We start from the raw sequence: 23,930 nt of genomic DNA on the forward strand, positions 1-23,930 counted from the left end.
CCATGCAGGCAAATGCCAGACCTTCATCGTGTCTCATCCTCACGCAAGTCGGGGGGCAGTTCCACGACGAATACGGCACCTTCACCCTGCTGCGGTACGCCCAGTCCAGCCTTGCCGCGATGCGCCTGTACATATTCCTGAACGATGGCCAGCCCCAGACCGGACCCCCTCACCATGCCTTCCTGCGGCGGTCTCCCCCGGTAGAACGGCTCGAATAGGTGTGCCGCGTCTTCGTTCGCGACGCCAGGACCCTCGTCTGCCAGACGCAGCACCACCCAGTCTTCCGGCAAGGAAACATCGACATGCACCGTCGACCCTCGTGGTGCGTATTTGATGGCATTCGACAGGAGATTGTCGACCACCTGACGCAACTTCGCCTCGTCGCCCCACATCATCGCCCGCGTCAGATTGCGGTCGATATTCAGTCCACGCCCGCCGACCGCTGGTGTCAACGCCTTGATCGACTGCTCCACCAACTGCGCGAAATCCAGTCGCTTGAGGTCCAGGCTGGCAAACTGCCCCTGCAGGCGACTGTATTGCAGCAACTGCTCGATGCGCTGCTGCAACAAGCGCCCGCTGGCAGCCAGGATGCGCACCAGACTGGCCTGCTCGGCATTGAGCATGCCCAGCACCTGCTCGTCGAGCAAGGCCACGCCTTCGAGCATCGTCGTCAGCGGTGTTTTGAGATCGTGCGAAATATCGCGTAGGAAACGCTGCTTGCTCGCCTCAAGCTCCTGCAGGCGACGGCGTGTCCAGTCTAGACGTTCGCCCAGATATTCGAGGTCGCGCGGTCCGCTGACCGCCACGGTCTGGTCGAAGCGACCGTCGCCAAGGTGGTGGATCGCATTGTCGATCTGCCGCACCGGACGCAGGATCAACCGGCTGAGCACATAGGCGAGCAGAAAGGTCAGCGGCACCAGCAGCATCGCCCCCCATACCAAGACCCGCTGCAGCCAATCGGCATGCGCGCGCAACACGTCGACGCGCTTGCCGACCATACGACTGCTATCGATCCACAACTGATGCGCCTCACGGCTCAGACGGTCGAAACCTTCGATACTGGCCGGCGGAGCACCGGCCGCGGGCTTGGTTTCGGTCAATTGCTGGAAACGCTTCGCCAGTCGACGCTCACCCGCAGCCAGCCCGGCCACACGAGCCTTCAAGACGGGCCCCAAAGGCAAGGCCATCAGGCCGCTTACCGTATGCGCGAATTGCTCATGACTCGATTGGAAGACCTGCAGCAGCCCCCGATCGCCGACCACGAGATACTGCCGGGCGCTGCGCTCCATGGTCACCAGGTCCTCCATCAGCAACAGACTGCCCTGGGTGAGCTGGACCGCCTCGAACACGATATCTTCGCTCTGCCCCGCGATCCGATTGACCTCGTAGGCCGCGCCCAGCACCACCAGCAGCAGCGGCAGGACCACGATGGCGAAGCTCAGCAGCACCAGTCCGCCCAGCGAGTGCGGCGGCCAGCGCCGATCGCCGAGCGCGGCGATCCATTTAATCGCCATCGTCGGGAAACAGCTCCCCTGCGGTCGGCGCCTTGAGACCGAAATGGGACCAGGCGCGATGGCCGGCGACGCGCCCACGGGCGGTGCGGGTCAGAAAGCCCTGCTGGATCAGGTAGGGTTCGATGACATCCTCGATAGTGCCCCGCTCGTCGCCGATAGCAGCGGCCAGGCTATCCACGCCGACCGGCCCGCCGCCGAAGCGCTCCATCACCGCCAGCAGCAGACGCCGGTCCATATGATCCAGTCCGTAGCGGTCGACGTTGAGCATGTCGAGGGCGCGACTGGCGACGCCGCTGCTGATGGCACCGTCCGCCTTGACCTGGGCGAAATCGCGCACGCGACGCAGCAGTCGATTGGCGATCCGGGGTGTGCCGCGGCCGCGCTGGGCGATCTCGCCCGCGCCCTCGCTATCGATAGCGACACCCAGTATGCCCGCGGCGCGGCTGACGATACGTGTAAGATCCTCGGTGCCATAGAACTCCAGCCGCTGCACGATGCCGAAGCGATCGCGCAGCGGCGAGGTCAGCAGCCCCGCCCGGGTGGTCGCCCCCACCAGGGTGAAGGGCGGCAGATCGAGCTTGATCGAGCGCGCCGCCGGACCTTCGCCGATCACGATATCGAGCTGGAAATCCTCCATCGCGGGATAGAGGATTTCCTCGACCATCGGGCTCAGCCGGTGGATTTCATCGACGAACAGCACGTCGTTGGGTTCGAGATTGGTCAGCAGCGCGGCCAGGTCTCCGGGCTTTTCCAGCACCGGCCCGGAGGTCTGGCGCAGGTTCGCCCCAAGCTCGTTGGCGACGATATGCGCCAGGGTGGTCTTGCCTAACCCCGGCGGTCCGAAGATCAGGGTATGGTCCAGCGCCTCGCCGCGACCGCGCGCAGCCTCGATGAAGATCGACATCTGCTCGCAGACGGCGGGCTGTCCGACGTATTCCGCCAGCCGACGCGGGCGGATGCCGGCATCGGCGTCGCTGCCCTGGCGTTCACCGCTCAAAAGACGTTCGTCGCCGCTCACCGTACCGCCGCCTTGAGTGCCTGACGGATGAGAGTCTCGGCATCCTGGCCGTCGCCGGCTGCCGCCGCGATCATCCTGCTGGCCTCTGGCGGCCGGTAACCGAGGGCGATCAGCGCACTGACGGCCTCCTCCTCGGCATTTGCCATCGTCGGCACGGCGGGAGACGCGGCGGACGGCGATCCGGCGGCGCCGACGCCGGTTGGCAGACGGTCGCGGAGTTCCACGATCAGGCGCTCGGCGGTCTTCTTGCCGATGCCCGGCAGACGCACCAGCCGCGCGCTGTCGCCGGCCCGGATGCAATCCGCAAAGGTCACCGCATCCATGCCGGAGAGGATTGCCAGCGCCACTCTCGCCCCCACGCCGTTGACCTTGAGCAGCTCGCGAAACAGCGCGCGCTCGCTCTCGGCGGCGAAGCCGAACAACTGATGGGCATCCTCGCGAATGTGCAGATGGGTGTGCAGGACCACCTCGGCACCCACCTCGGGCAACACGTAGAAGGTCGACATCGGCGCCTCGACCTCGTAGCCGACGCCGCCCACCTCGAGCAACAACCGCGGTGGCTGCTTGAGCAGCAGAGAGCCCCTGAGACGCCCGATCACCGCACCACCCTCGCGCCTAGCGGATTCAGGCCGGTGTGCGCATGGCACACCGCGATGGCCAGCGCGTCTGCGGCGTCCGCCTGCGGTTTGTGATCCATCCCGAGCAATATCCGGACCATGTGCTGTACTTGCATCTTGTCCGCCGCTCCCGTTCCCACCACGGCCAGTTTGACCTCGCGCGGCGCGTATTCCCGCACCGGCACCCCGGCAACCACGCCCGCACAAATGGCGGCGCCGCGCGCCTGTCCCAGCTTGAGCGCGGAGGCCGGATTGCGCGCCACGAATACCTGCTCCACAACCATCACGTCCGGGGCATGGTCCTCCACGATCGCACCGATCTCGCGGTAGATCCGCCCAAGCCGTTCGGCCAGATCGGTTTCCGGCAGGCGGATGCATCCACTGGCCAGATGGCGGCTGCGGCGACCGTCGCTTTCGATCAGCCCGTAGCCGGTGATTCGCGATCCCGGATCGACGCCCAGGATGCGCATCAGTCCGCGGCCAGGCGTTCCAGCACCTCGCTCGGGAAGTCGGCGTTGCTGTAAACTGCCTGCACGTCGTCGAGATCCTCGAGGGTATCGATCAGCCGGATCATGGTCTCGGCGGTCTCGACATCGATCGGGCTGAGGTTGTTAGGACGCATGGTCGCCTCGGCGGCCTCGGGCTCGAAGCCTGCCTCGCGCATCGCCGCGGCGACGGTTTCGTAGGCGTCCGGCGCCGTCAACACCTCGGCGCTGCCGTCCTCGTCGACCAGCACGTCGTCGGCACCCGCCTCCAGCGCCGCCTCCATCAGCGCATCCTCGTCCAGTCCGGGCGCAAAGGTCAGCACGCCGGCATGCGTGAACATGAAGGCCACGGAGCCGTCCGTGCCCAGGTTGCCGCCGGCCTTGGTAAAGGCATGGCGCACCTCGGCCACGGTACGGTTGCGGTTGTCGGTCATGCAGTCGACCATCACCGCCACGCCGCCGGGGCCGTAGCCCTCGTAGCGAACCTCCTCGTAATTGTCTCCGTCCATGCCGCCCGCACCGCGTTTGCGTGCGCGTTCGACCGTATCCTTGGGCATATTGGCCGAAAGGGCCTTGTCGATCGCGATACGCAGGCGCGGGTTGGAACCCGGTTCACCGCCGCCCATGCGCGCCGCGACGGTGATCTCGCGGATCAGCTTGGTAAACAGCTTGCCCCGCTTCTTGTCCTGAGCACCCTTGCGATGCTGAATGTTGGCCCATTTGCTATGCCCTGCCATGCCGTACCTCTTCTACGAATTCGTTCATGCCGATGCCGCGCGATTCTATCATGCGGCCCCGCCCCCCGCCGCCGAGGCTAGGAGCTCGGAGCGAAGTCCCCGTCGCGCAGAAAATGGCAGACGGCGTCGGCGACGTCGGCACGGAACAACAGACCGAAATGGCTGCAGGGCACCTCGAGCCTGCGATTGACGTAGTGGGCCTGCGTTTCGTCGAGGGCCACGGTTCCGTCGTGCGGACGCGGCAGAGGGCCGCCGAAGAACCGGCCGACGCCGTACGTATTGCCCGTGCCCGCGATCATGCCCAGCTCGCGTCCGGCGTGCCAGGCGGGCACGTCGCCGCGCAGGCCGCCCGCCAGGCTGGCCCCCAGCAGCAGGCGTCCCATGAGCGGCCACTCCCCCACCCGGCGCGCCGCACGGCTGCCGGCCAGGGGCGTGCCTAGAAACACCGCGCGGCCGGGGCGCTGTAGAGGCGCCTGATCGAACAGATGCAACACCACGATCCCGCCCAGCGAGTGCGCCACGAAATGCACCACGTCGGCGTCGACCGAGTCCACGAAGCGGCGCAGCGCCATCGCATTGGTGCGCGGACCCCGGCGCAGACTCGGATACGCGAAGGGATGCACCGTGTAGCCGCATCCGCCCAGGCGACGTCGCAACAGCGTCATCTCGAAGCCGGTCATCCACAGCCCGTGCAGCGTGATCACGGCCTCACGCACGCCAGCCCACTCCGCGGCGGATCGCCGCGCGATTGGTGCGCGACCAGACGAGGCGCATCGCCTCCCGCCGGGTCGTCCAGCGATAGCGCAGGTGTTCCTTCGGATTGACGCGCACCGCGCAGGGTCGCGGCAGGAGGATGGCGTACACGCGCTCGCGGTTGCTGGGAATGCCGGGCGCGTACCGGGGACGCCACGGCATGATGATCGGAAATCGGTTGCTGCGCCGGCAGTCGACGGGCGCGATGCCGCACAAGCCGGTCTCCTCGCAGGTTTCCCGCATGGCCGCCTCCGGCGCGCTTTCGCCCGGTTCGAGGCTACCGGTCACCGATTGCCACACGCCGCGCGGACGGCGGCGTTCGAGCAGCAGCACCCGCCCGTCGCGTGCCGCGATCACGACCAGCACCGATTCGGGGCGCTTCCAGGACATTCCCGGGCGCCCCGGCACTCAGACCTGGCGCCGCAGGCGGATGCCCAGCTCCTGCAATTGGCGGTCATCCACGGGCGTCGGCGCGTCGGTCAGCGGGCAGGCCGCCGTCTGCGTCTTGGGGAAGGCGATCACGTCGCGGATCGAAGCACTGCCCGTCATCAGCATCACCAACCGGTCGAGACCGAAGGCGAGGCCGCCATGCGGCGGGCAGCCGTAACGCAGCGCATCGAGCAGGAAGCCGAACTTCTCGCGTGCCTCGTCCTCGCCGATACCAAGCAGCGCGAACACCGCCGACTGCATCTCCGGCTCGTGGATACGCACCGAGCCGCCGCCGACCTCCGAGCCGTTGAGCACCATGTCGTAGGCGCGCGACAACACCTCGCCCGGCGCGTCACCGAGATTCTCGGCGGAGGCGACACGCGGCGCGGTGAAGGGATGATGCAGGGAGACCCAGCGGCCGGCCTTGTCGTCGTATTCGAACATGGGGAAATCGACCACCCACAGCGGGCGCCAGCCGTGCTCGACCAAGCCCCGGTCGTGTCCCAGACGCACGCGCAGATTGCCGAGGGCATCGTTGACCACGCTCGCCTTGTCGGCACCGAAGAACAGCAGGTCGCCATCCACCGCGGCACTGCGCTCGACCAGCGCATCGACCACGTTGTCGGGCAGGAACTTGAGAATCGGCGACTGCAATCCCTCGCGGCCGGCGGCCAGCTCGTTGACCTTGATGTAGGCCAGCCCCTTGGCGCCGAAACGCGCGACGAACGCGGTGTAGTCGTCGATCTCCTTGCGCGACAGCGAACCGCCGCCGGGCAGGCGCAGCACCGCCACGCGACCCGCGGGATCGTTGGCGGGGGCGGAAAAGACCTTGAACTCGACCTTGCGCATGAGATCGGTCACGTCGACCAGCTCCAGCGGAATGCGCAGGTCGGGCTTGTCCGAGCCGAAGCGGCGCATGGCCTCGGCGTAGGTCATCCGCGGGAACGGCGCGGGCAGCGCGACCTCGAGCACCTGTGCGAACAGTTCGCGCACCATGGTCTCCATCAGGCCCATGATGTCGTCCTCTTCGAGGAACGAGGTCTCGATGTCGAGCTGGGTGAATTCCGGCTGCCGGTCGGCGCGCAGATCCTCGTCGCGGAAGCAGCGCACGATCTGGTAGTAGCGATCCATGCCGCTCATCATTAACAGCTGCTTGAACAACTGCGGCGACTGCGGCAGTGCGAAGAAGCTGCCGTTGTGCGTGCGGCTAGGCACCAGATAGTCGCGCGCGCCCTCCGGCGTCGCCTTGGTCAGCATCGGGGTTTCGACGTCGACGAAGCCGCGGTCGTCCAGGAAACGACGCAGGGTACGGGTCACCTGGGCGCGCAGCATCAGGCGGCGCTGCATTTCCGGGCGGCGCAGATCGATATAGCGGTAGCGCAGACGGGTTTCCTCGCCGACGTCTTCCTCGTCGAGCTGGAACGGCGGCGTTTCCGCCGCGTTGAGCACTGTCAGGGCCTGCCCAAGCACCTCCACCTCTCCCGAGGGGATCGAGGGGTTGACGGTGCCTTCCGGACGGTGACGCACACGTCCGCGGACCTGCAGCACGTATTCGCTGCGCACGCGCTCGGCCAGACCGAAGACGTCGGGCAGGTCCGGATCGAACACCACCTGGGCGACTCCGCCGCGATCGCGCAGATCGATGAATATCACCCCACCGTGATCGCGTCGGCGATTCACCCAACCGCACAGAACGACCTCCTGGTCGATCATCGACGCATCCAGACTCCCGCAATAATGACTACGCATGCTCACATCGTTATCTCATCGGCCAAAGCAAAAGCGCCGCCATGCGGCGGCGCTAACTTAAGTGGTCGAATAGTAAGGCCACGTGCGGCATGCGCGCAACCAGGGACCCCAGATCACGACTCGGGCGCTACGGCCTTCGCAGCCACTTCCCGGGGAGTGACCACGCCGAGCGAGACCACCAGCTTGAGCGCGTCCTCGACCGACATCTCAAGCTCCATTACCTCGTTCCTGGGAATCATCATGATGAACCCCGACGTGGGATTGGGTGTGGTGGGCACGAACACAGTGATCACCTCCGCCTCCGTACGGCGATGTATCTCGCCGCTGGCGGTACCCGTCTGGAAGGCCAGCGTCCAGATGCCGCGCCGCGGATATTCGATCAGCAGTACCTTGCGGAAGGCCTCGCCGTTGGCCGCGAACAGCGTCTCGGCGACCTGCTTGACCGCGGAATAGATGCTGCGCACCAAGGGAATCCGGGCCAGCAGCGCCTCCCACAGGGCCACGACCCGCCGTCCCAGGAAATTGGCAGCGAGCAGGCCGGTCAGCAACACGATGACCAGCGTCAGAACCAGCCCCAGACCGGGAATCGGGTAACCCAGCAGCGCCTCCGGTCGCCACTGCGGCGGCAACAGCAGCAGTGTACGGTCCATGAAGCCGATGAGCATGTCGAGGACCGCGACCGTGATCAGCAGGGGCACCCAGATCAGCAGTCCGGCCATGAAATAACGGCGCAGCAAGGCGGCCATCTAGGCGCCCCCCTTAATGTCGGATTGTCGGAGTGTCAGGCCGCCGAACCTTGCGTAGAACCGCCCGGCTTGGAGGAAGAACCCGAGGAACCGGATCCGGACTCGCCGGCAATATTGCGCTTTTTGTCCTTCTTGAAGTCCGTTTCGTACCAGCCGCCGCCGGCCAGGCGGAAACCGGCCGCAGAAATCTGCTTCTTTAGTGCAGGTTTGCCGCAGACGGGACATTCGACCAGGGGAGCGTCGCTCATGCGCTGCATGGCTTCCATCTCGTGTCCGCAGGCTTCGCATCGATATTCGTAGATCGGCATTTTCAAATACTCCCAAACTCAGCCAATATGTGGCGATTATATGGGGCCGATTTCGAGAAAAACCAGCCCGCATTCAAGCAGGCAACGAGGGAGAATCGACATGGCGGACAAAATCGTATTCATGCTGCTCAATCTCAACCCGGATCACCCAGGCACGCTCGGCACGCCGTTCTTCCAGGCGGCGGTCGCGGCGGCGATGGATCTCGAAGTCGAGATGTATTTCGCGGCGCGCACCACGCGCCTGCTCATCAAAGGCGAAGCCGAACGCCTGTATCCGGGCAGTGCGGCCGAAAAATCCGTCTATGCCTTCATGCAGGATGCCCACGAGGCGGGGGCCAAATTCTTCGCCTGCGCCGGCGCCATGGACGAGCACGGACTCAATCCCGACAACGCCATCCCCGAACTCGACGGCGCGCGCGGCGGCGGCGCCTTCATCGGCGAGATCGCCGAGGACAGCGTCGCTGTCCTGACCTACTGACCCATGAATGCAACACGCAGCATCCTGATCACAGGCTGCTCCAGCGGCATTGGGCATTACGCGGCCCACGCCCTGCACCGACGGGGCTGGCGCGTGTTCGCCAGCGCACGCCGACAGGAGGATGTCGCACGGCTCCGCGGCGAGGGCCTGGCGGACGCGCTCGAGCTCGACCTGGCCGACAGCGTCAGTATCCAGCAGGCCGTCGCCACCGTCATCGCGGCCACCGACGGACGACTGGACGCGCTGTTCAACAATGGGGCCTACGGCCAACCCGGGGCGGTCGAGGACCTGAGCCGGGAGGTCCTGCGCGCGCAGCTCGAAACCAATCTGCTTGGCTGGCTCGAAATCACCAATCTGGTCATTCCAGTCATGCGCCGGCAAGGCCATGGCCGGATCGTCAACAACAGCTCGATCCTCGGTCTGATTGCCCTGCCGTTCCGCGGCGCGTACGTCACCAGCAAGTTCGCGCTCGAGGGTCTGAGCGACACCCTGCGACTCGAGTTGCGCGGCAGCGGCATCGACGTCAGCCTGATCGAGCCCGGGCCGATCACCAGCCACTTTCGCGCCAACGCCTATGCTGCCTTCAAGCTGAATATCGACCGCGAACACAGTGCGTTCTCGGACCTGTATGCCGGCGCCGAACGGCGCATGGCCAAACCGGAAACGGAAAAAGCAGCCTTCGAACTCGGACCGGAGGCCGTGCTGAAAGCATTGCTGCACGCCCTCGACAGTTCCCGGCCGCGCGCGCGCTATCACGTCACCGTCCCCACCCGATTGTTCGGCCTGCTCCGAAGGCTGCTGGGTACACGAACCCTGGATGCCCTACTCACCAAGATTTCGCAGGGCGAAAACCGCTGAGCTACTGTCTCCGATAGGCACCGAAATCGAAACGACCGGCGGTCATGTCGTCCCAGACGTCGGACTGTACAATCGCCAGCAGCTTGTATAGGCGCCGCAACTCGTCGTCCTGCATAAAAGCCTGATCCGTCGCCGACTTCAGCGCCTCAACCAGCATGGCCACCTGATCGCGGGAAATCCCACTGACGTTCAGACCATCGTCACCCATCTCAACATTCATAGCAAACCCTTATCGATTGCCGGTAGAACCCGCATCCGTGTTGTCGTTGACAGACGACAAAAGCTCCGCCTATCAACAGAAAAGATAATAAATAAAACCATTTACCGCTCCATTGCTCAGCCCTAATATCCCTCTGCCCTCCAACGATGGGGGGACTGCATCTTCAGGAGACAACTCGATGAAAAAATCCATTATTACCTTGTCCGTGCTGGGCGCGCTGAGCCTCGGTCTCCCCGCCGCCATGGCCGACACGACTGCCATGCCCGCTGCTCCGGCCAAACCGGCCAGCAAGCCGATGATGGCACCGGCCCACAAGAAGCCGATGATGAAGCACGTCATGCACGCCAGCATGATGGTGAAGAAGGCTCAGGAAGCGCTTAACAAGCATGGCGCGATGCTCAAGGTTGACGGCATGATGGGTCCCAAGACCCGCGCTGCCATCATGAGCTTCCAGAAGGCCAACGGCCTGAAGCCGACCGGCCATCTGACCAAGATGACCCTGGGCAAGCTCGAAGCCAAGTAAGACCGGACCCGTTCCGTCCAATCGGCCCCGCGATCCCTCGGGAACGCGGGGCCTTTTCGTTTCAGGCGGCGCTCACCGCCTCCCTGGAAAACTCTAGACCGCCCTGGCCCACACCGATATGGACCACGTCTCCCGGGCCGAAGACACCGGACAGAATCTGCTGGGCCAACGGATTCTCCACTTCCTGCTGGATCGCCCGCTTGAGCGGCCGCGCCCCGTAGACCGGGTCGAAACCGGCCTCGCCGAGACGATCCAGTGCCGCATCGCTGACCTCGAGCTGCATGTCGCGCTCGGCGAGACGGCGGCGTAGATATTCCAGCTGGATGCCGGTGATCAGCCGGATCTGCTCGCGACCCAGGGGGTGGAACACTACCACCTCGTCGATGCGGTTGATGAACTCGGGGCGGAAGTGGCCACCGACGACTTCCATCACGGAATCCTTCATCGCCTCATAATTCTCCTCGCCGGCCATCTCCTGGATCGCCTGCGAGCCGAGATTGGAGGTCATCACCACCACGGTATTGCGGAAGTCCACCGTACGACCCTGGCCGTCGGTCAGGCGGCCGTCGTCGAGCACCTGCAACAGCACGTTGAACACGTCCGGATGCGCCTTCTCGACCTCATCGAGCAAGATCACCGAATACGGTTTGCGGCGCACGGCCTCGGTCAGATAGCCGCCCTCTTCGTAACCCACGTAGCCCGGGGGCGCGCCGATGAGCCGCGCCACGGAATGTTTCTCCATGAACTCGCTCATGTCGATCCGCACCATGGCCTCCTCGGTGTCGAACAGGAACGCGGCCAAGGCCTTGGTCAGTTCGGTCTTGCCCACGCCGGTCGGCCCCAGAAACAGGAACGAGCCGTTGGGTCGGTTCGGATCGGCCAAGCCGGCGCGCGAACGGCGGATGGCGTTCGACACCGCACGTACGGCCTCGGTCTGCCCCACGACGCGGCGAGCCAGCTCGTCCTCCATGCGCAGCAGCTTCTCCTTTTCACCTTCGAGCATCTTGGCGACCGGGATGCCGGTCCAGCGCGACACCACCTCGGCGATCTCTTCGTCGCCGACCTTGTTGCGCAACAGCTTCATTTCCTGCATTTCGGCCTGCGAGGCCATGTCGAGCTGGCGCTCCAGTTCAGGAATGCGCCCGTACTGCAGTTCGGACATGCGCGCGAGGTCGCCCGCGCGGCGCGCGGTTTCCAGTTCGGTACGCACACGGTCGAGCGCTTCCTTGATGTGTGTGGTGCCCTGCACCGCAGCCTTCTCCGATTTCCAGATCTCGTCCAGGTCGGAGAACTCGCGTTCGAGCTTACCGATCTGCTCCTCCAGGTCGGCCAGCCGCTTGCGCGAGGCCTCGTCCGACTCCTTCTTGAGCGCCTCGCGCTCGATCTTGAGCTGGATCAGGCGACGCTCCAGACGATCCATCTCCTCCGGTTTCGAATCGATCTCCATGCGGATGCGGCTGGCCGCCTCGTCGATCAGATCGATGGCCTTGTCCGGCAACTGGCGGTCGGTGATGTAGCGGTGCGACAGCGTCGCGGCGGCAACGATCGCCGGATCGGTGATCTCCACGCCGTGATGCACTTCGTAGCGTTCCTTCAGGCCGCGCAGAATGGCGATGGTGTCCTCCACGCTCGGCTCGTCGACCAGCACCTTCTGGAAGCGGCGCTCCAGTGCGGCGTCCTTCTCGATGTACTGGCGGTACTCGTCCAGCGTGGTGGCGCCGATGCAGTGCAGCTCGCCGCGCGCCAGCGCGGGCTTGAGCATGTTGCCGGCATCCATTGCGCCCTCCGCCTTGCCGGCGCCGACCATGGTGTGGATTTCGTCGATGAACAGGATGATGCGGCCTTCCTGCTTGGCCAGATCGTTGAGTACCGCCTTGAGGCGCTCCTCGAAATCGCCGCGGAACTTGGCGCCGGCGAGCAGCGCTCCGAGATCCAGCGACAGCACGCGGCGGTTCTTCAGACCCTCGGGCACCGCGCCGTCGATGATGCGCTGCGCCAGGCCCTCGACGATGGCGGTCTTGCCGACGCCGGGTTCACCGATCAGGACCGGATTGTTCTTGGTACGCCGCTGCAGCACCTGAATCGCGCGGCGGATTTCCTCGTCGCGGCCGATCACCGGATCGAGCTTGCCCTGCTCGGCGCGCTCGGTCAGATCGATGGTGTATTTCTCCAGCGCCTGGCGCTGTTCCTCGGCGTTGGGGTCCTCCACCTTGGAACCGCCGCGCACCTCTTCGATGGCCTTTTCGAGCGCACCATGCACAGCCCCGGCCTGGGACAGGAGATCGTGCAGATGTCCCTTGCCTTCCAGGGCGGCAAGCACGAACAACTCGGACGAAATGTAAGCGTCCTGCCGTTTTTGCGCCAGCTTGTCGGTGATGTTCAGCAGTTTGATCAGATCGTTGGATAGATGCACCTCGCCGGCCACGCCCTCGACTACCGGCAATCCGTCCAGCGCCTCATCCAGATGGGTACGCAACTGGTTGACGTTGACACCAGCGCGGGTGAGCAGCGGACGCACGGTACCGCCTTCCTGATCCAGCAGCGCACGCATCAGGTGCAGCGGCTCTATGAACTGATGGTCGCGCCCCACGGCGAGTGATTGCGCGTCAGCCAGCGCCATTTGGAATTTGCTGGTCAGCTTGTCCATGCGCATGTCGAATTCCCCTCTCGGTATTCAGTGATTGCACTAATGGATGAGGCCTCGCACGGCATTTTTCAACGCCTGGCGTCATGCGAATATAGACGCCATATGCGGCATGCTATGTTTAGCGCAACAAAGGAGCCGATTCGATGCACGAGATCCGCAGATTGGGCGCTGGACATGGGCTGGAGTGGGTGACGACCGGCTGGGACATCTTCCGCCGGGAGCCGGGCATGTTCGTCCTGCTCTTCCTGGTTTTCATCCTGATCTCGTTTCTGGTCGGCCTACTGCCGCTCGTGGGAACGCTGCTCACCCTGTTGATCACCCCTGCACTCACCGGCGGGCTGCTGCTGGCCGTGGAAACCGCGTCCCGCGGCAAGTCGCCCAGCTTCGAAAACCTGTTCGCCGGCCTGACCGACACCAGCCGCCGCAACCGCATGCTGACACTCGGGCTGTGGACATTGATTGCCAACGTGCTGGTCTGGCTGGTTGCCATGCTGCTCGGTGGCAGCTTCATCATGAGCCTGATGGGATTCGGCGCCATGGGGGCGGGTCACATGGGCGGCATGGCCCTGGCCGGAGCTGGAGCCGGCATCGGCCTGTCTGCGCTGCTGCTGGCCTTGCTGCTGTACGTAATCTATGCTTCCGCGCTGTTCTTCGCCACACCCCTGGTCATGCTGGCCGGCATGGAACCGCTGGCCGCACTCAAGCTAAGCCTGCGCGCCAACCTGTACAACATCGGCGCCTGGGTGATCTTCGCCCTGGTTTATCTTGCACTGGTGGTCATCGCACTGATCCCCGCCGGACTCGGCCTGCTGATCGTCGGTCCGATGAGCATCGCCTCCGCCTATTGCGCCTATCTGGACACCTTCACCAATCTGCCGGGTAAGGTCGACCCGGCAGCCGGCGATGCCCTGCCGAACGGCAAGGCGGAGTAAGCGGAATCAGCGCTGCTTGCGCCGGAAGACGTCCGTGTGCCGGCTGACGACCCGGTCCAGAAATACCCGGCCATCGAGATGATCGATTTCGTGCTGCGCCGCGCGCGCCTCGAAACCATTCATGTCGTATTCGTGAGACTCGCCTGCAAGATCATAGGCACGCAGAATGATTCTCTCCGCGCGGAGCACGTTGCCGGTGTAATCAGGCACGGAAAGGCAACCCTCACGACCGAGCGCATGCCCCTCCCAGGACAGGATTTCCGGGTTGATCAAAACAAGGCGCCCATGGTTCGCTACCGGCTTGCGCGTGATTGAACAGTCCAGGATCACCACGCGCTGATGCCGCCCGACTTGCGGGGCAGCAATACCCACCGCCGACGGTCCGGCCTGGCGAGTTTCCTCGAGATCCTCCACGAAACCACGCAGCTCGTCATCGAACCGATCGACCGGCTCGGAAATCCGGCGCAAGCGCTCATCGGGCCAAACCAATACATCGAGTGCGGCCATGGTCAGCCCCCGTGCGACGAAATTGCTGCACGGCGCTGGGTGCGGGAGAACATCTCCCACGAAGGCATCACCCGCATGGCTCAGCCGACCAGGGTTTCGACGGAATCGACACGCACGTCGATTCCGTTCGCGCGCAAAGGAGAGAGGGCCGCCTCGACCACTTCGATACCATCGGCCGCACGCCCCTCAATCTGCATCACGTAGATCGGCGCGGCGTGGAGCCCGGCAACGTCGGAATCCAGTGTCAGGATATTGAAACCGACTGCAACCAGCGCCTCGGCCACTTCAGCGACGATGCCCGCACGGTCGGCCCCATGCACATGAACGCGGACATCCGGAACCACATGCTGGTGCAGATCGCCGTCTATCGCATCCACATGCAGATGCAAACCGAGTTCCGCGGCGGCTACCGAGAGGGCTGCACGTAGCGAATCGGCCGTGAATTCGCCACGCACCATGAGCATGATGGTGAAGTTGCCGCCCAGGCGCAGCATCGATGCCTCGCCCAGATAGGCCCCAGCCACGAAAAGATCGCGTGCCAATCTGGCCACGATACCCGGCCGATCTGCACCTACTACCGTCAGCATGAACCAGGATTCCGGCATGATGTTCATTCTCCTAGGGCTTTCTGGGGGGGCCCCAAATTAACAATGGTTCACTCCCCAGTCGCAACACACGCGGATTGGGTACGAGATCATGCAGCGCCCGAGCTAGGCGCGCAGCCTGTCTACTGTCAATCAACAGACCTGTCGCAGCATCTGCGATACGCATCAGCATCGCATGCGACCATTGGCCACTTGGAATCCTTCTAAAATCCCAGCCCGTACGGAAAGACATCAATCCAGGGCGACTGCTCAGTACGACACCCACTATCTTTGGCATGCGGACCGGATATAGGTTCGAATAAACTGAAGTCCCATTCATACGCCACTGCGGAGAACCAGTATTCCGCCAATCAATGTGTGCCTGAAGCCCTAGCTGAAAGCTAGTCGTCGCGGCCAAGAAAAACAACGCAGCAAACGGTGACACCAATACAATGCGTTGCCAAGTTATATTAGTACCCCGCCAGACTATGACAGCCCATGCGGCCAACCCCAACAGCACCCAAGGTATAGCCGGACTGAGCATGCGAACCGTTAAATCAAAGTCGCGCCACAACCGCAATGCCGAAATACCAAATAAATATGCGAGAGCATATGAGGCCGCCATCCAAGCCAACCATTTATCACCCCCACCTGTTGAATCTTGAGAAAACACTTGTGTAGAACCCTTGGATTCTAAACGACAGGCCAGAACCACAGCTGGCAAAGCCATGACTGACAACACAAATATGATCTGTTGCCACGCTTCAATACCGAATACCCAACTAATATATGAAGAGACATCTCGCGTTACTGTTGAAATATCCAGCGTGGATGCTGGGCGAAGAGTACCTGACAGCGAGCCACTGTCGAATTTGTTACGCAGCAACAACGGAAATATTAGGAAGCCACTCATGATCGGCGTCGAGATGATTAAGACCCATCGCCGGGACATTTTTATTGGTGCTCGAAGCAAAACCAAAACGATGGCAGGAATAAAAACTAGCGAGGCGTAACGCGTGTAAATAGCACAACAGACCGCCAGGACCGCAAGAAACCAAAACAGGACCACACGCGATGGGGTACTTCTATTTATCCACAATGCACCCAGCGCATAAAGCGAGAGTGACACCCAGAACAAAGCGAATAACTCGCTCCACACGTAACTCGCGTCCATCAACAGCGGCCATGCCAAAGTAATGAGCAACGCCAACACTACTGCCATTACTGCGCCTACTTTCGCCACGCGGGTCAAAAGCAAATAGGAAACAGCAGCAATACAGCCTAACAAAATGGCCTGAAGCAATAGCGGCGGCATGCCAGTAGCCAACAGCACCGGATACAAAGGCGGCCACGTCGTATAGGGCACGAAATGCGGGTCAAATAATTCATACCCAGGGATGCTTATTCCGTGCCCTTCAGAGATCGCGCGCGATGCGAGCAAATAAAAAATAGAATCTGGCGTATAGGCAGGCTGCCCATCTGTCGGCAGAACCAAAGTAACGCAGGCAGCCACGACAAAAGCCAATAACAATCCAGGAATGAACCAAATTTTATTGCTGGAGGGATTCATTTTCTCTCCCATGGAGCGGTGCCATCCATCAATACCATCCATTCTGCATTGACTATCGCTTATCTAACCAAATCATGCTGGCCATCCGCCCCGTGACGCCATCGCGCCGATAGGAGTAGAAGGTCTCTGATTCAAGGAAGGTACAGTGAGCACCGCCATAAATCTCGACCACGCCCATCGCCTCGAGGCGCAGCCTCGCCAGTGCATAGAGATCCGCGAGCCAGCGCCCAGCCGGTGATGGACGGAAGGCGCCGGTGACCGCCGGGTCCCCGCTCAGAAACGCGTCACGCACTTCATCACCGACCTCGAAGGCATTGGGACCGATGGCAGGGCCCAGCCATACCATGATGTCGCGTAGTGCAACGCCCATCGCGTCGACGGTCGACTCCACAACTCCGCCGATCAATCCCCGCCATCCCGCATGCGCCGACGCGACGCAACTGCCCGCGCGGTCACACATCAGTAATGGCAGGCAGTCCGCCGTCAACACTGCGCAAACCACGCCGGGCTCGCGCGTTACCGCGGCATCCGCTGGCATGCCCGGGGAAGTCTCCTGATCGAGTAAAACAACCTTGCGGCCATGGACCTGATCAAGCCACGTGGGTTCCGCCGGCAGTCCCGCCACCTCACGCAGCCGCCTCCGATTTTCGGCAACGGCCCGTGCGTCATCACCCACGTGTGTTGCGAGATTGAAACTGGCGTAAGACCCTGCGCTGATCCCGCCAGACCGTGTCGTGGTCAGGGCACGCACCGTCGCCGGAGCCGGCCAGTCAGGGTAAAGCCAGTCTGTCCCGATCACATCAATCAAGACGCGCCTCCGCATGGGCGCGCAAGGCGGCAAGCAACAGTAGAAGATCTTCCGGCGGCTCGCTGTCCCAGACCATGGGTTCACTCGTCCGAGGGTGCTCGAACGCCAAGCGCATGGCATGCAGGGCCTGTCGCCGGAACCCGCGCATCGCCGCGACAAGCCCATCACCGGCACCGGGTGGCAGGCGCAGGCGTCCGCCGTAAACCGGATCACCGACAATCGGATGACGAATATGAGCCATGTGCACACGGATCTGGTGAGTCCGTCCGGTTTCCAGACTCACGCGCAGCAGGGTGTGCCCGACGAATCGTTCGAGCACACGGTAATGAGTCACTGCGGGTTTACCGCCGGAGACCACGGCCATCCGCTTGCGGTCTCGAGGATGGCGTGCGATCGGCTCTTCAACCGTGCCGCCGGCGATCAGCTCCCCCTGTACCAGGGCCAGATATTCTCGACTCACCTCACGCGCTGCCAGCGCTGCCACCAAAGCCTGGTAGGCACCGGGTGTCTTGGCAATCACCATCAGTCCGCTGGTGTCCTTGTCCAGACGATGGACAATTCCCGCCCGAGGGAGTGTCGCCAGATCAGGGTCATGATGCAGTAGGGCGTTCAGCAGGGTGCCCTCACGGTTCCCCGCGGCGGGGTGAACTACAAGCCCGGGGGGTTTGTTGATCACCAACAGGCTTTCGTCCTCAAAGCGGATATCCAGCTCGATCGCCTGGGCACGATCCTCGTGCACGATCTCCACCAACGGCTCAACGCAGACCGTCTCGCCTCCGGCAACGTTGTCGCGAGGGCGGGGAACCCTGCCGTTCAACGTCACACGACCACGCTCGATCCAATCCTTGATGCGCGTGCGCGAATAGTCCGGCATGAGCTGCGACAAAACCTGATCCACGCGCCTCCCGGCGAATTCGTCCGGAATCGCGAACTCAAGTGTGGGTTCTGGGGGCATACGGGAGATATCGGGTCGGTTATACTCGCCGGCTATTATTCAGGCTTTTACCCGGGACTGCCATGCAAATCTGGCGATACGCCGCAATTCTCACCCTCGTCGCAACCCTCGCCGCCTGCGCCTCCGCGCCGGACGAAACCAAGCACTGGACTGCAGAGCAGTACTACAAGGCTGGCGAACAGGCGCTCAGGGACAGCAACTACACGCGCGCACTGCATATGTTCGATTCGCTGCGTGGGCACTATCCGTTCGGCAACTACGCGCGGCAGGCGCAGCTTGAGACGATCTACGTCTATTACAAGCAGAACGAACCCAAATCGGCGGTCGAAGCGTCCCAGCGCTTCATCAAGGAAAACCCACTGTCGCCACAGGTCGCCTACGCCTATTACATGCAGGGCCTTGCCAACTTCAACGTGCGTTCCGGCATCATGGACCGCCTGTTTCCGGTCGATCCCTCGCGGGTCGACGTGAAACCGCTCAAGGAATCTTTCGCCGCCTTCAAGAAGCTGGTGGAAAAATACCCGCATAGCGAGTATGCGCCGGATGCCAGGCGGCGCATGATTTTCCTGCGCAACGAACTCGCCCAGCATGAGCTTTATGTGGCCCACTTCTACATGCGCCGTGGGGCCTACGTTGCCGCGATCAACCGCTGCAAGGTGGTGCTGCAGGAATACCCCGGAGCCGCAGATACCCCACGCGCTTTGTCGATGATGATCGAGGCCTATGGCAAACTCGGCATGCCCGATCTTGCCGCACAAACACGCAAGGTCCTCAACCTGAACTATCCTGATTACCATCCCAGGCAATAGCATCGGCAGGAAGAGCACGGCATGAGCGACTTCTTTTCGACTATCCGTCGCCGCCATTCGGTTCGGCAATACCAGTCCGATATGCCCGTGGAGACGGAAAAGCTTCACGCCGTGCTCGAATGCGCGGTTTCCGCCCCCTCGGCAGGCGACCTACAGGCCTACCAGATCGGCGTGGTCGAAACCCCGTCGCAGCGTCTTTCTCTCTCGCATGCCACGGGCCAGGACTTCGTCGCTGAGGCGCCGGTGTGTCTGATTTTCTGCACCGATGCGGAAAGATCGGCACTTTCCTTCGGGGATCGTGGCCGAGACCTGTACGCCCTGCAGGATGCAACCATTGCGGCCGCCTACGCCCAGCTGGCGGCCACGGCCGCGGACCTCGCCACGACCTGGGTCGGTTATTTCGACAGCAAGGAAATTGCGCGCCTACTCGAATTACCGCCCGCCCTGCAGCCCGTAGCCCTGCTGACGCTGGGCTACGCCGCAGAGCAGCCACGGGCGACGTCTCGTCGCCAGCTTGACGAAGTCGTGTTCCGCCGCTGACCCTAGCCAGCAATCAGATCGCCGCTTCACCCTCTTCGCCGGTGCGGATACGGATAATGCGCTCCACCGGGGTCACGAACAGCTTGCCATCGCCGATCTTGCCAGTATGGGCGGCATGCGTGATCGCATCGATACTGGCCTCCAGCTGATCGTCTCCCACCACCACTTCGATCTTCACCTTGGGCAGGAAGTCGACCACATACTCCGCACCGCGATACAGCTCGGTATGACCTTTCTGGCGACCAAAGCCCTTGACCTCGGTCACCGTGATGCCGGCAATGCCGATTTCGGTCAGTGCCGCCCGCACCTCATCCAACTTGAACGGCTTGATGATCGCTTCGATTTTCTTCATCGGGTCCACTCCTCGAATTTATTGGTCGTATGACGCGCGCACGTCAGCTCAGGACGCGTCCATATCCTGATGTAATGGGATAGCGCCGATCCTTGCCGAATGCACGCGGCGATATGCGTACGCCCGGCGGTGCCTGCCGGCGCTTGTATTCATTCTGCAGCACCAGCCCGACCACGCGTTCGACGATAGCGCGATCGTAACCCTCGGCGACAATTTCACCTACGGACCAATCACGCTCCACAAAGTACTCGAGGATAGGATCGAGCACCTCATAAGGCGGCAGGGAATCGGAATCTTTCTGGTCTGGCGCCAGCTCGGCGGACGGTGGGCGGGTCAACACCCGCTCGGGGATGACGACGCGGTCGCGGTTACGCCAGCGCGCCAGACGGTAGACCAGCGTCTTGGGCACATCCTTGAGCGGCGCGAAGCCCCCGGCCATGTCCCCATAGAGGGTCGCATAGCCCACGGCCATCTCGCTCTTGTTGCCCGTCGTCAGCACCATACGGCCGGTCTTGTTGGAAATCGCCATCAGGATCACGCCGCGGCAACGCGCCTGGAGATTCTCTTCCGTCGCGTCTGCCGGACGGCCAGCCAATAGCGGGTCCAGCAATTGGAGAAAGGCCTGAAAAGGGCCCTCGATCGGGAATTCGAGGGATTTGACACCCAGGTGGGCGCACTGCAGACGCGCATCCTCAAGGCTCATCGGTGCGGTATAACGGGAAGGCATCATGACCGCCAGCACGTCTTCAGCGCCGAGCGCATCGACGGCGATCGCCAGCGTCAGCGCCGAATCGACGCCACCGGAAAGCCCCACCACCACGCCTGGGAAGCCGTTCTTGCGCGCGTAATCGTGCACACCGAGCACGAGTGCGCGATAGGCATCTGCCTCGATCCCCGCAAGCGGGGCAAGCTCCGCCTCACCGGAAAACGGGACGGAAAAGACCCCGGTTTCGAAGGCTGGGGCACGCAACAGCAGCTCACCGGCCCCGTCAAACGCCAGGGACTGCCCATCGAACAACAATTCGTCCTGACCGCCGACCTGATTGACATACACCATCGGCAGCCCGGTTTCGGCAATACGCGCCTGCAAGGTCTTGATCCGTTCACCGTACTTGCAGGAATGGAACGGTGAGGCATTGATGTTCACCAGCAGCTCGGCACCGGCATCACGCGCGGCACGGGCAGGCTCAGGAAACCAGATGTCCTCACACACGGTAAGGCCAATGCGCACCCCCTCCACCGAGACGACGCAGGACTCGTCGCCTTCGACGAAGTAGCGCTTTTCGTCGAATACGCTGTAATTAGGCAGACGCTGCTTGGCGTAGCGGGCGAGAATCCGGCCTTGACCGATCAATATCGCGCCATTGCGCAACCCGGCCTCGTCCCGGTACGGGGCGCCGATCACCGTGTGCCAGCCCGCGGACTGGTCAGCGATCAACTGCAGCGCGGCCTCCACCTGATTGAGCAGGGCGGACCGCAGCAGCAGGTCCTCGGGTGGATAACCAGTGAGCGCGAGCTCGGGAAACACGACCAGTTGTGCGCCCGTGCGCTCGTGCGCTAGCCGAATCTGTTCGAGGATCATGCGCGCATTCCCCTCGACGTCCCCGACCAGCGGATTGCACTGCGCGAGGGCGATCCCCAGCTTTGTGCTCATGCCCGAGCAGCAAGCAGCTCGTGCATGCGCCGCCCCATCGCATCCGGCGAGTGCACGATGGCCACGCCGGCCGCTTCCAGTGCGGAAAACTTCTGCGCTGCGGTACCCAGCCCCCCGGAAATAATCGCGCCAGCATGCCCCATGCGCTTACCGGCAGGCGCCGTCACGCCAGCGATATAGGCCACTACCGGTTTGCTGAACTGCGCCTTGATATAGGCCGCCGCGGCTTCCTCGGCCTGCCCGCCGATCTCGCCGACGAGTATCACACCCTCGGTTTGCTCGTCTTCGTCGAACAACTGAAGGCAGTCCACGAAGTCCATACCCTGAATCGGGTCGCCGCCGATACCGACACAGGTCGACTGGCCAAGCCCGGCCCGCGTGGTCTGGTAGACCGCTTCATAGGTCAAGGTGCCCGAACGCGAGACGATACCGACACGCCCCGGATGGTGGATGCTGCCGGGCATGATGCCGATTTTGCACTCGCCGGGCGTGATGATGCCGGGGCAGTTCGGGCCAATAAGCCGAACCTCGGGATAATCGTCGAGGGTGGCGCGCACCCGCAGCATGTCGATAACCGGGATGCCCTCGGTAATGCAGACGATGACGCGGATACCCGCATCCGCCGCTTCCAGAATCGCATCCCCAGCGTACGCTGCGGGCACATAAATCATCGTCGCTTCGGCGCCGGTCTCTGCCACTGCCTGGTGGACGGTATCGAACACCGGCAAATCGAGATGAGTCTGGCCGCCCTTGCCGGGCGTCACACCGCCGACCAGGCGGGTACCGTATGCGAGCGACTGCTCGGAGTGGAACGTACCCTGCTTGCCGGTGAACCCCTGGCAGATCACCCGAGTATCTCGGTCGACCAGAATACTCATTCGTCACCTCCGGCGACGGAAACGACCTTGGCCGCCGCCTCTGCGAGATCGTCGGCCGGGATCACGTTGAGCCCCGAGTCCGCAAGAATTCGTCTTCCTTGCTCCGCATTGGTACCCTCAAGTCGCACCACCACAGGCACGCCGACCGACACCTCGCGGATCGCCTGTACGATCCCGTCGGCGATCAAGTCGCAGCGCACGATGCCGCCGAAGATATTGACCAGTACGGCGCGAATCTCGTCGCCCGACAGTATCAGTTTGAAGGCCTCGGCCACGCGCTCCGCAGTGGCCGCACCACCCACATCGAGAAAATTCGCCGGCCGGCCGCCGCTCAGCTTGATCAGATCCATCGTTGCCATCGCCAAGCCGGCGCCATTGACCATGCATCCTATCTCGCCATCCAAACGGATGTAGTTGAGGCCCAGACTGCGGGCGAAGAATTCAGCAGGATCGGCTTGACCCTCATCGTAAAGCGAGGCCAGGGCCTGCTGACGGTATGCAGCGCTGTCGTCCAGGTTGATCTTGGCGTCCAAAGCGACCAGATCGCCCCCTCCGGTCACAACCAGGGGATTGATTTCGATCAGCGCAGCATCCGAATCCATGAAGACGCGGTATAACCGGACCAAAAGCGCGCTGAACTGACCGACCTCGGAAGGGGCGAGACCGAGCTCGAACCCGAGTTTTCGTCCTTGCCAGGGCTGGATGCCGACCACTGGGTGAGCATGCACGGTCAGAATCAGGTCTGGTGACTCAGCGGCCACCCGCTCGATTTCCATACCGCCCGCGGTCGACGCGATTACGGCGAGCCGCCGCTGAGCTCGGTCGATCAGCAGGCTGACATACAGCTCGCGCTGGATATCCGTCAGCGATTCAATCAATACCGAGTGAACGGGCAAACCATCCGCGGTAGTTTGGGCGGTAGCCAGACGCGACCCGAGCATCCCAGCGACAGTATCCTGGAGCTCCTTGCGTCCAACAACACGCTTGACCCCGCCTACCTTGCCTCTGCCCCCGGCGTGAACCTGCGCCTTGGCCACCCAGGCGCCCCCTCCCAACTGGTCGGCGACGTCGCCGGCCGCATCGGCATCCGTCACTCTGATCCCCTTGGGGACAGGGATGCCGTAATGGGCCAGTAATTCCTTAGCCTGATATTCGTGCAGGTGCATGGGCGAGTGCTTTATCCTTAGTCTTCAAGGCCGAATGCGCGGACAGAGGCGCAAGGGTAAACGGCCAACACTTTACGCGCTTTATTGTGCGGG

General features: G+C 63.0%; 27 protein-coding genes. 6 read left to right on the plus strand and 21 right to left on the minus strand.

Annotated features, from left to right (window positions below; genetic code table 11):
- Nucleotides 1-23 precede the first annotated feature (23 nt).
- The 10 genes from BJI67_RS13065 to BJI67_RS13110 form a co-directional block, all read right to left on the minus strand.
- Nucleotides 24-1,514, minus strand: a complete 1,491-nt coding sequence (locus BJI67_RS13065; RefSeq protein ID WP_070073391.1) for a sensor histidine kinase — start codon at nucleotides 1,512-1,514, stop codon at nucleotides 24-26.
- Nucleotides 1,504-2,532, minus strand: coding sequence for a Holliday junction branch migration DNA helicase RuvB (gene ruvB / locus BJI67_RS13070; protein WP_070073392.1), 1,029 nt, complete (start codon nucleotides 2,530-2,532; stop codon nucleotides 1,504-1,506). The genes BJI67_RS13065 and ruvB overlap by 11 nt, the downstream gene beginning before the upstream one ends.
- Nucleotides 2,529-3,131 (minus strand): Holliday junction branch migration protein RuvA, encoded by a 603-nt coding sequence (gene ruvA, locus BJI67_RS13075; protein ID WP_070073393.1) that lies wholly within the window; start codon nucleotides 3,129-3,131, stop codon nucleotides 2,529-2,531. The genes ruvB and ruvA overlap by 4 nt, the downstream gene beginning before the upstream one ends.
- The gene (gene ruvC / locus BJI67_RS13080) at nucleotides 3,128-3,619 is read right to left on the minus strand and encodes a crossover junction endodeoxyribonuclease RuvC (protein WP_070073394.1); all 492 of its coding nucleotides are present in this window, start codon (nucleotides 3,617-3,619) and stop codon (nucleotides 3,128-3,130) included. Before ruvC ends, ruvA begins: the two co-directional genes overlap by 4 nt.
- Nucleotides 3,619-4,371 carry a YebC/PmpR family DNA-binding transcriptional regulator gene (locus BJI67_RS13085; RefSeq protein WP_070073395.1) on the minus strand — a complete coding sequence of 251 codons (753 nt, stop codon included), beginning with the start codon at nucleotides 4,369-4,371 and terminating at the stop codon, nucleotides 3,619-3,621. The genes ruvC and BJI67_RS13085 overlap by 1 nt, the downstream gene beginning before the upstream one ends.
- Before the next feature lie 77 nt (nucleotides 4,372-4,448).
- A complete protein-coding gene (locus BJI67_RS13090; protein WP_407922821.1) occupies nucleotides 4,449-5,051 on the minus strand; it encodes an esterase/lipase family protein in 603 nt (200 codons plus the stop codon).
- A 28-nt stretch (nucleotides 5,052-5,079) separates the two neighbouring features.
- A complete protein-coding gene (nudB, locus tag BJI67_RS13095) occupies nucleotides 5,080-5,514 on the minus strand; it encodes a dihydroneopterin triphosphate diphosphatase (RefSeq protein WP_070074153.1) in 435 nt (144 codons plus the stop codon).
- A gap of 18 nt (nucleotides 5,515-5,532) precedes the next feature.
- On the minus strand, nucleotides 5,533-7,302 hold the full coding sequence (aspS, locus tag BJI67_RS13100) for an aspartate--tRNA ligase (protein WP_070073397.1): 1,770 nt from the start codon (nucleotides 7,300-7,302) through the stop codon (nucleotides 5,533-5,535).
- A 113-nt stretch (nucleotides 7,303-7,415) separates the two neighbouring features.
- Nucleotides 7,416-8,048, minus strand: a complete 633-nt coding sequence (locus tag BJI67_RS13105) for a DUF502 domain-containing protein (RefSeq protein WP_070073398.1) — start codon at nucleotides 8,046-8,048, stop codon at nucleotides 7,416-7,418.
- 35 nt (nucleotides 8,049-8,083) lie between these two features.
- Nucleotides 8,084-8,356 carry an FmdB family zinc ribbon protein gene (locus BJI67_RS13110; protein ID WP_070073399.1) on the minus strand — a complete coding sequence of 91 codons (273 nt, stop codon included), beginning with the start codon at nucleotides 8,354-8,356 and terminating at the stop codon, nucleotides 8,084-8,086.
- Between the two features lie 100 nt (nucleotides 8,357-8,456).
- Between BJI67_RS13110 and BJI67_RS13115 the strand changes: the two genes are divergently transcribed.
- Nucleotides 8,457-8,834: a DsrE family protein gene (locus BJI67_RS13115; protein ID WP_070073400.1), complete on the plus strand. Its 378-nt coding sequence runs from the start codon at nucleotides 8,457-8,459 to the stop codon at nucleotides 8,832-8,834.
- 3 nt (nucleotides 8,835-8,837) lie between these two features.
- On the plus strand, nucleotides 8,838-9,692 hold the full coding sequence (locus BJI67_RS13120) for an SDR family oxidoreductase (RefSeq protein WP_070073401.1): 855 nt from the start codon (nucleotides 8,838-8,840) through the stop codon (nucleotides 9,690-9,692).
- A 1-nt stretch (nucleotide 9,693) separates the two neighbouring features.
- Here the strand turns inward: BJI67_RS13120 and BJI67_RS13125 are convergent, their stop codons facing one another.
- Nucleotides 9,694-9,912, minus strand: a complete 219-nt coding sequence (locus tag BJI67_RS13125) for a hypothetical protein (protein ID WP_070073402.1) — start codon at nucleotides 9,910-9,912, stop codon at nucleotides 9,694-9,696.
- A gap of 178 nt (nucleotides 9,913-10,090) precedes the next feature.
- Between BJI67_RS13125 and BJI67_RS13130 the strand changes: the two genes are divergently transcribed.
- Nucleotides 10,091-10,435, plus strand: a complete 345-nt coding sequence (locus BJI67_RS13130; RefSeq protein WP_070073403.1) for a peptidoglycan-binding domain-containing protein — start codon at nucleotides 10,091-10,093, stop codon at nucleotides 10,433-10,435.
- Nucleotides 10,436-10,496: 61 nt separating this feature from the next.
- Here BJI67_RS13130 and clpB read toward each other — a convergent pair whose 3' ends face one another.
- Entirely contained in the window at nucleotides 10,497-13,088 is a 2,592-nt protein-coding gene (gene clpB, locus BJI67_RS13135; protein WP_070073404.1) for an ATP-dependent chaperone ClpB, read from the minus strand.
- Between the two features lie 137 nt (nucleotides 13,089-13,225).
- Between clpB and BJI67_RS13140 the strand changes: the two genes are divergently transcribed.
- A complete protein-coding gene (locus BJI67_RS13140) occupies nucleotides 13,226-14,014 on the plus strand; it encodes a BPSS1780 family membrane protein (RefSeq protein ID WP_070073405.1) in 789 nt (262 codons plus the stop codon).
- A gap of 6 nt (nucleotides 14,015-14,020) precedes the next feature.
- Here BJI67_RS13140 and def read toward each other — a convergent pair whose 3' ends face one another.
- The 5 genes from def to rluD form a co-directional block, all read right to left on the minus strand.
- Nucleotides 14,021-14,521 (minus strand): peptide deformylase, encoded by a 501-nt coding sequence (def, locus tag BJI67_RS13145; RefSeq protein ID WP_070073406.1) that lies wholly within the window; start codon nucleotides 14,519-14,521, stop codon nucleotides 14,021-14,023.
- Nucleotides 14,522-14,601: 80 nt separating this feature from the next.
- The gene (locus BJI67_RS13150; RefSeq protein WP_070074154.1) at nucleotides 14,602-15,126 is read right to left on the minus strand and encodes a glycine cleavage system protein R; all 525 of its coding nucleotides are present in this window, start codon (nucleotides 15,124-15,126) and stop codon (nucleotides 14,602-14,604) included.
- 13 nt (nucleotides 15,127-15,139) lie between these two features.
- Entirely contained in the window at nucleotides 15,140-16,675 is a 1,536-nt protein-coding gene (locus tag BJI67_RS17550) for a hypothetical protein (RefSeq protein ID WP_156782148.1), read from the minus strand.
- Nucleotides 16,676-16,727: 52 nt separating this feature from the next.
- A complete protein-coding gene (pgeF, locus tag BJI67_RS13155) occupies nucleotides 16,728-17,474 on the minus strand; it encodes a peptidoglycan editing factor PgeF (RefSeq protein ID WP_331712287.1) in 747 nt (248 codons plus the stop codon).
- Between the two features lies 1 nt (nucleotide 17,475).
- Entirely contained in the window at nucleotides 17,476-18,438 is a 963-nt protein-coding gene (rluD, locus tag BJI67_RS13160; protein WP_070073408.1) for a 23S rRNA pseudouridine(1911/1915/1917) synthase RluD, read from the minus strand.
- 62 nt (nucleotides 18,439-18,500) lie between these two features.
- On the opposite strand from rluD, the gene BJI67_RS13165 reads away from it, so the two are divergent.
- Together BJI67_RS13165 and BJI67_RS13170 are read left to right on the plus strand one after the other, a co-directional pair.
- Nucleotides 18,501-19,247: an outer membrane protein assembly factor BamD gene (locus BJI67_RS13165; protein WP_070073409.1), complete on the plus strand. Its 747-nt coding sequence runs from the start codon at nucleotides 18,501-18,503 to the stop codon at nucleotides 19,245-19,247.
- A gap of 21 nt (nucleotides 19,248-19,268) precedes the next feature.
- On the plus strand, nucleotides 19,269-19,787 hold the full coding sequence (locus BJI67_RS13170; protein ID WP_070073410.1) for a nitroreductase family protein: 519 nt from the start codon (nucleotides 19,269-19,271) through the stop codon (nucleotides 19,785-19,787).
- 13 nt (nucleotides 19,788-19,800) lie between these two features.
- Here BJI67_RS13170 and BJI67_RS13175 read toward each other — a convergent pair whose 3' ends face one another.
- The 4 genes from BJI67_RS13175 to sucC are packed head-to-tail and all read right to left on the minus strand — an operon-like array spanning nucleotide 19,801 to nucleotide 23,837.
- Nucleotides 19,801-20,139 carry a P-II family nitrogen regulator gene (locus BJI67_RS13175; protein WP_070073411.1) on the minus strand — a complete coding sequence of 113 codons (339 nt, stop codon included), beginning with the start codon at nucleotides 20,137-20,139 and terminating at the stop codon, nucleotides 19,801-19,803.
- Between the two features lie 43 nt (nucleotides 20,140-20,182).
- Complete coding sequence (locus BJI67_RS13180; protein WP_070073412.1) at nucleotides 20,183-21,793, minus strand: NAD+ synthase; 1,611 nt, start codon at nucleotides 21,791-21,793, stop codon at nucleotides 20,183-20,185.
- Nucleotides 21,790-22,671 (minus strand): succinate--CoA ligase subunit alpha, encoded by an 882-nt coding sequence (gene sucD / locus BJI67_RS13185; protein ID WP_070073413.1) that lies wholly within the window; start codon nucleotides 22,669-22,671, stop codon nucleotides 21,790-21,792. Before sucD ends, BJI67_RS13180 begins: the two co-directional genes overlap by 4 nt.
- Entirely contained in the window at nucleotides 22,668-23,837 is a 1,170-nt protein-coding gene (gene sucC / locus BJI67_RS13190) for an ADP-forming succinate--CoA ligase subunit beta (protein WP_070073414.1), read from the minus strand. Before sucC ends, sucD begins: the two co-directional genes overlap by 4 nt.
- Nucleotides 23,838-23,930: the final 93 nt, after the last annotated feature.

This window comes from Acidihalobacter aeolianus (assembly GCF_001753165.1).
Classification (GTDB): domain Bacteria; phylum Pseudomonadota; class Gammaproteobacteria; order DSM-5130; family Acidihalobacteraceae; genus Acidihalobacter; species Acidihalobacter aeolianus.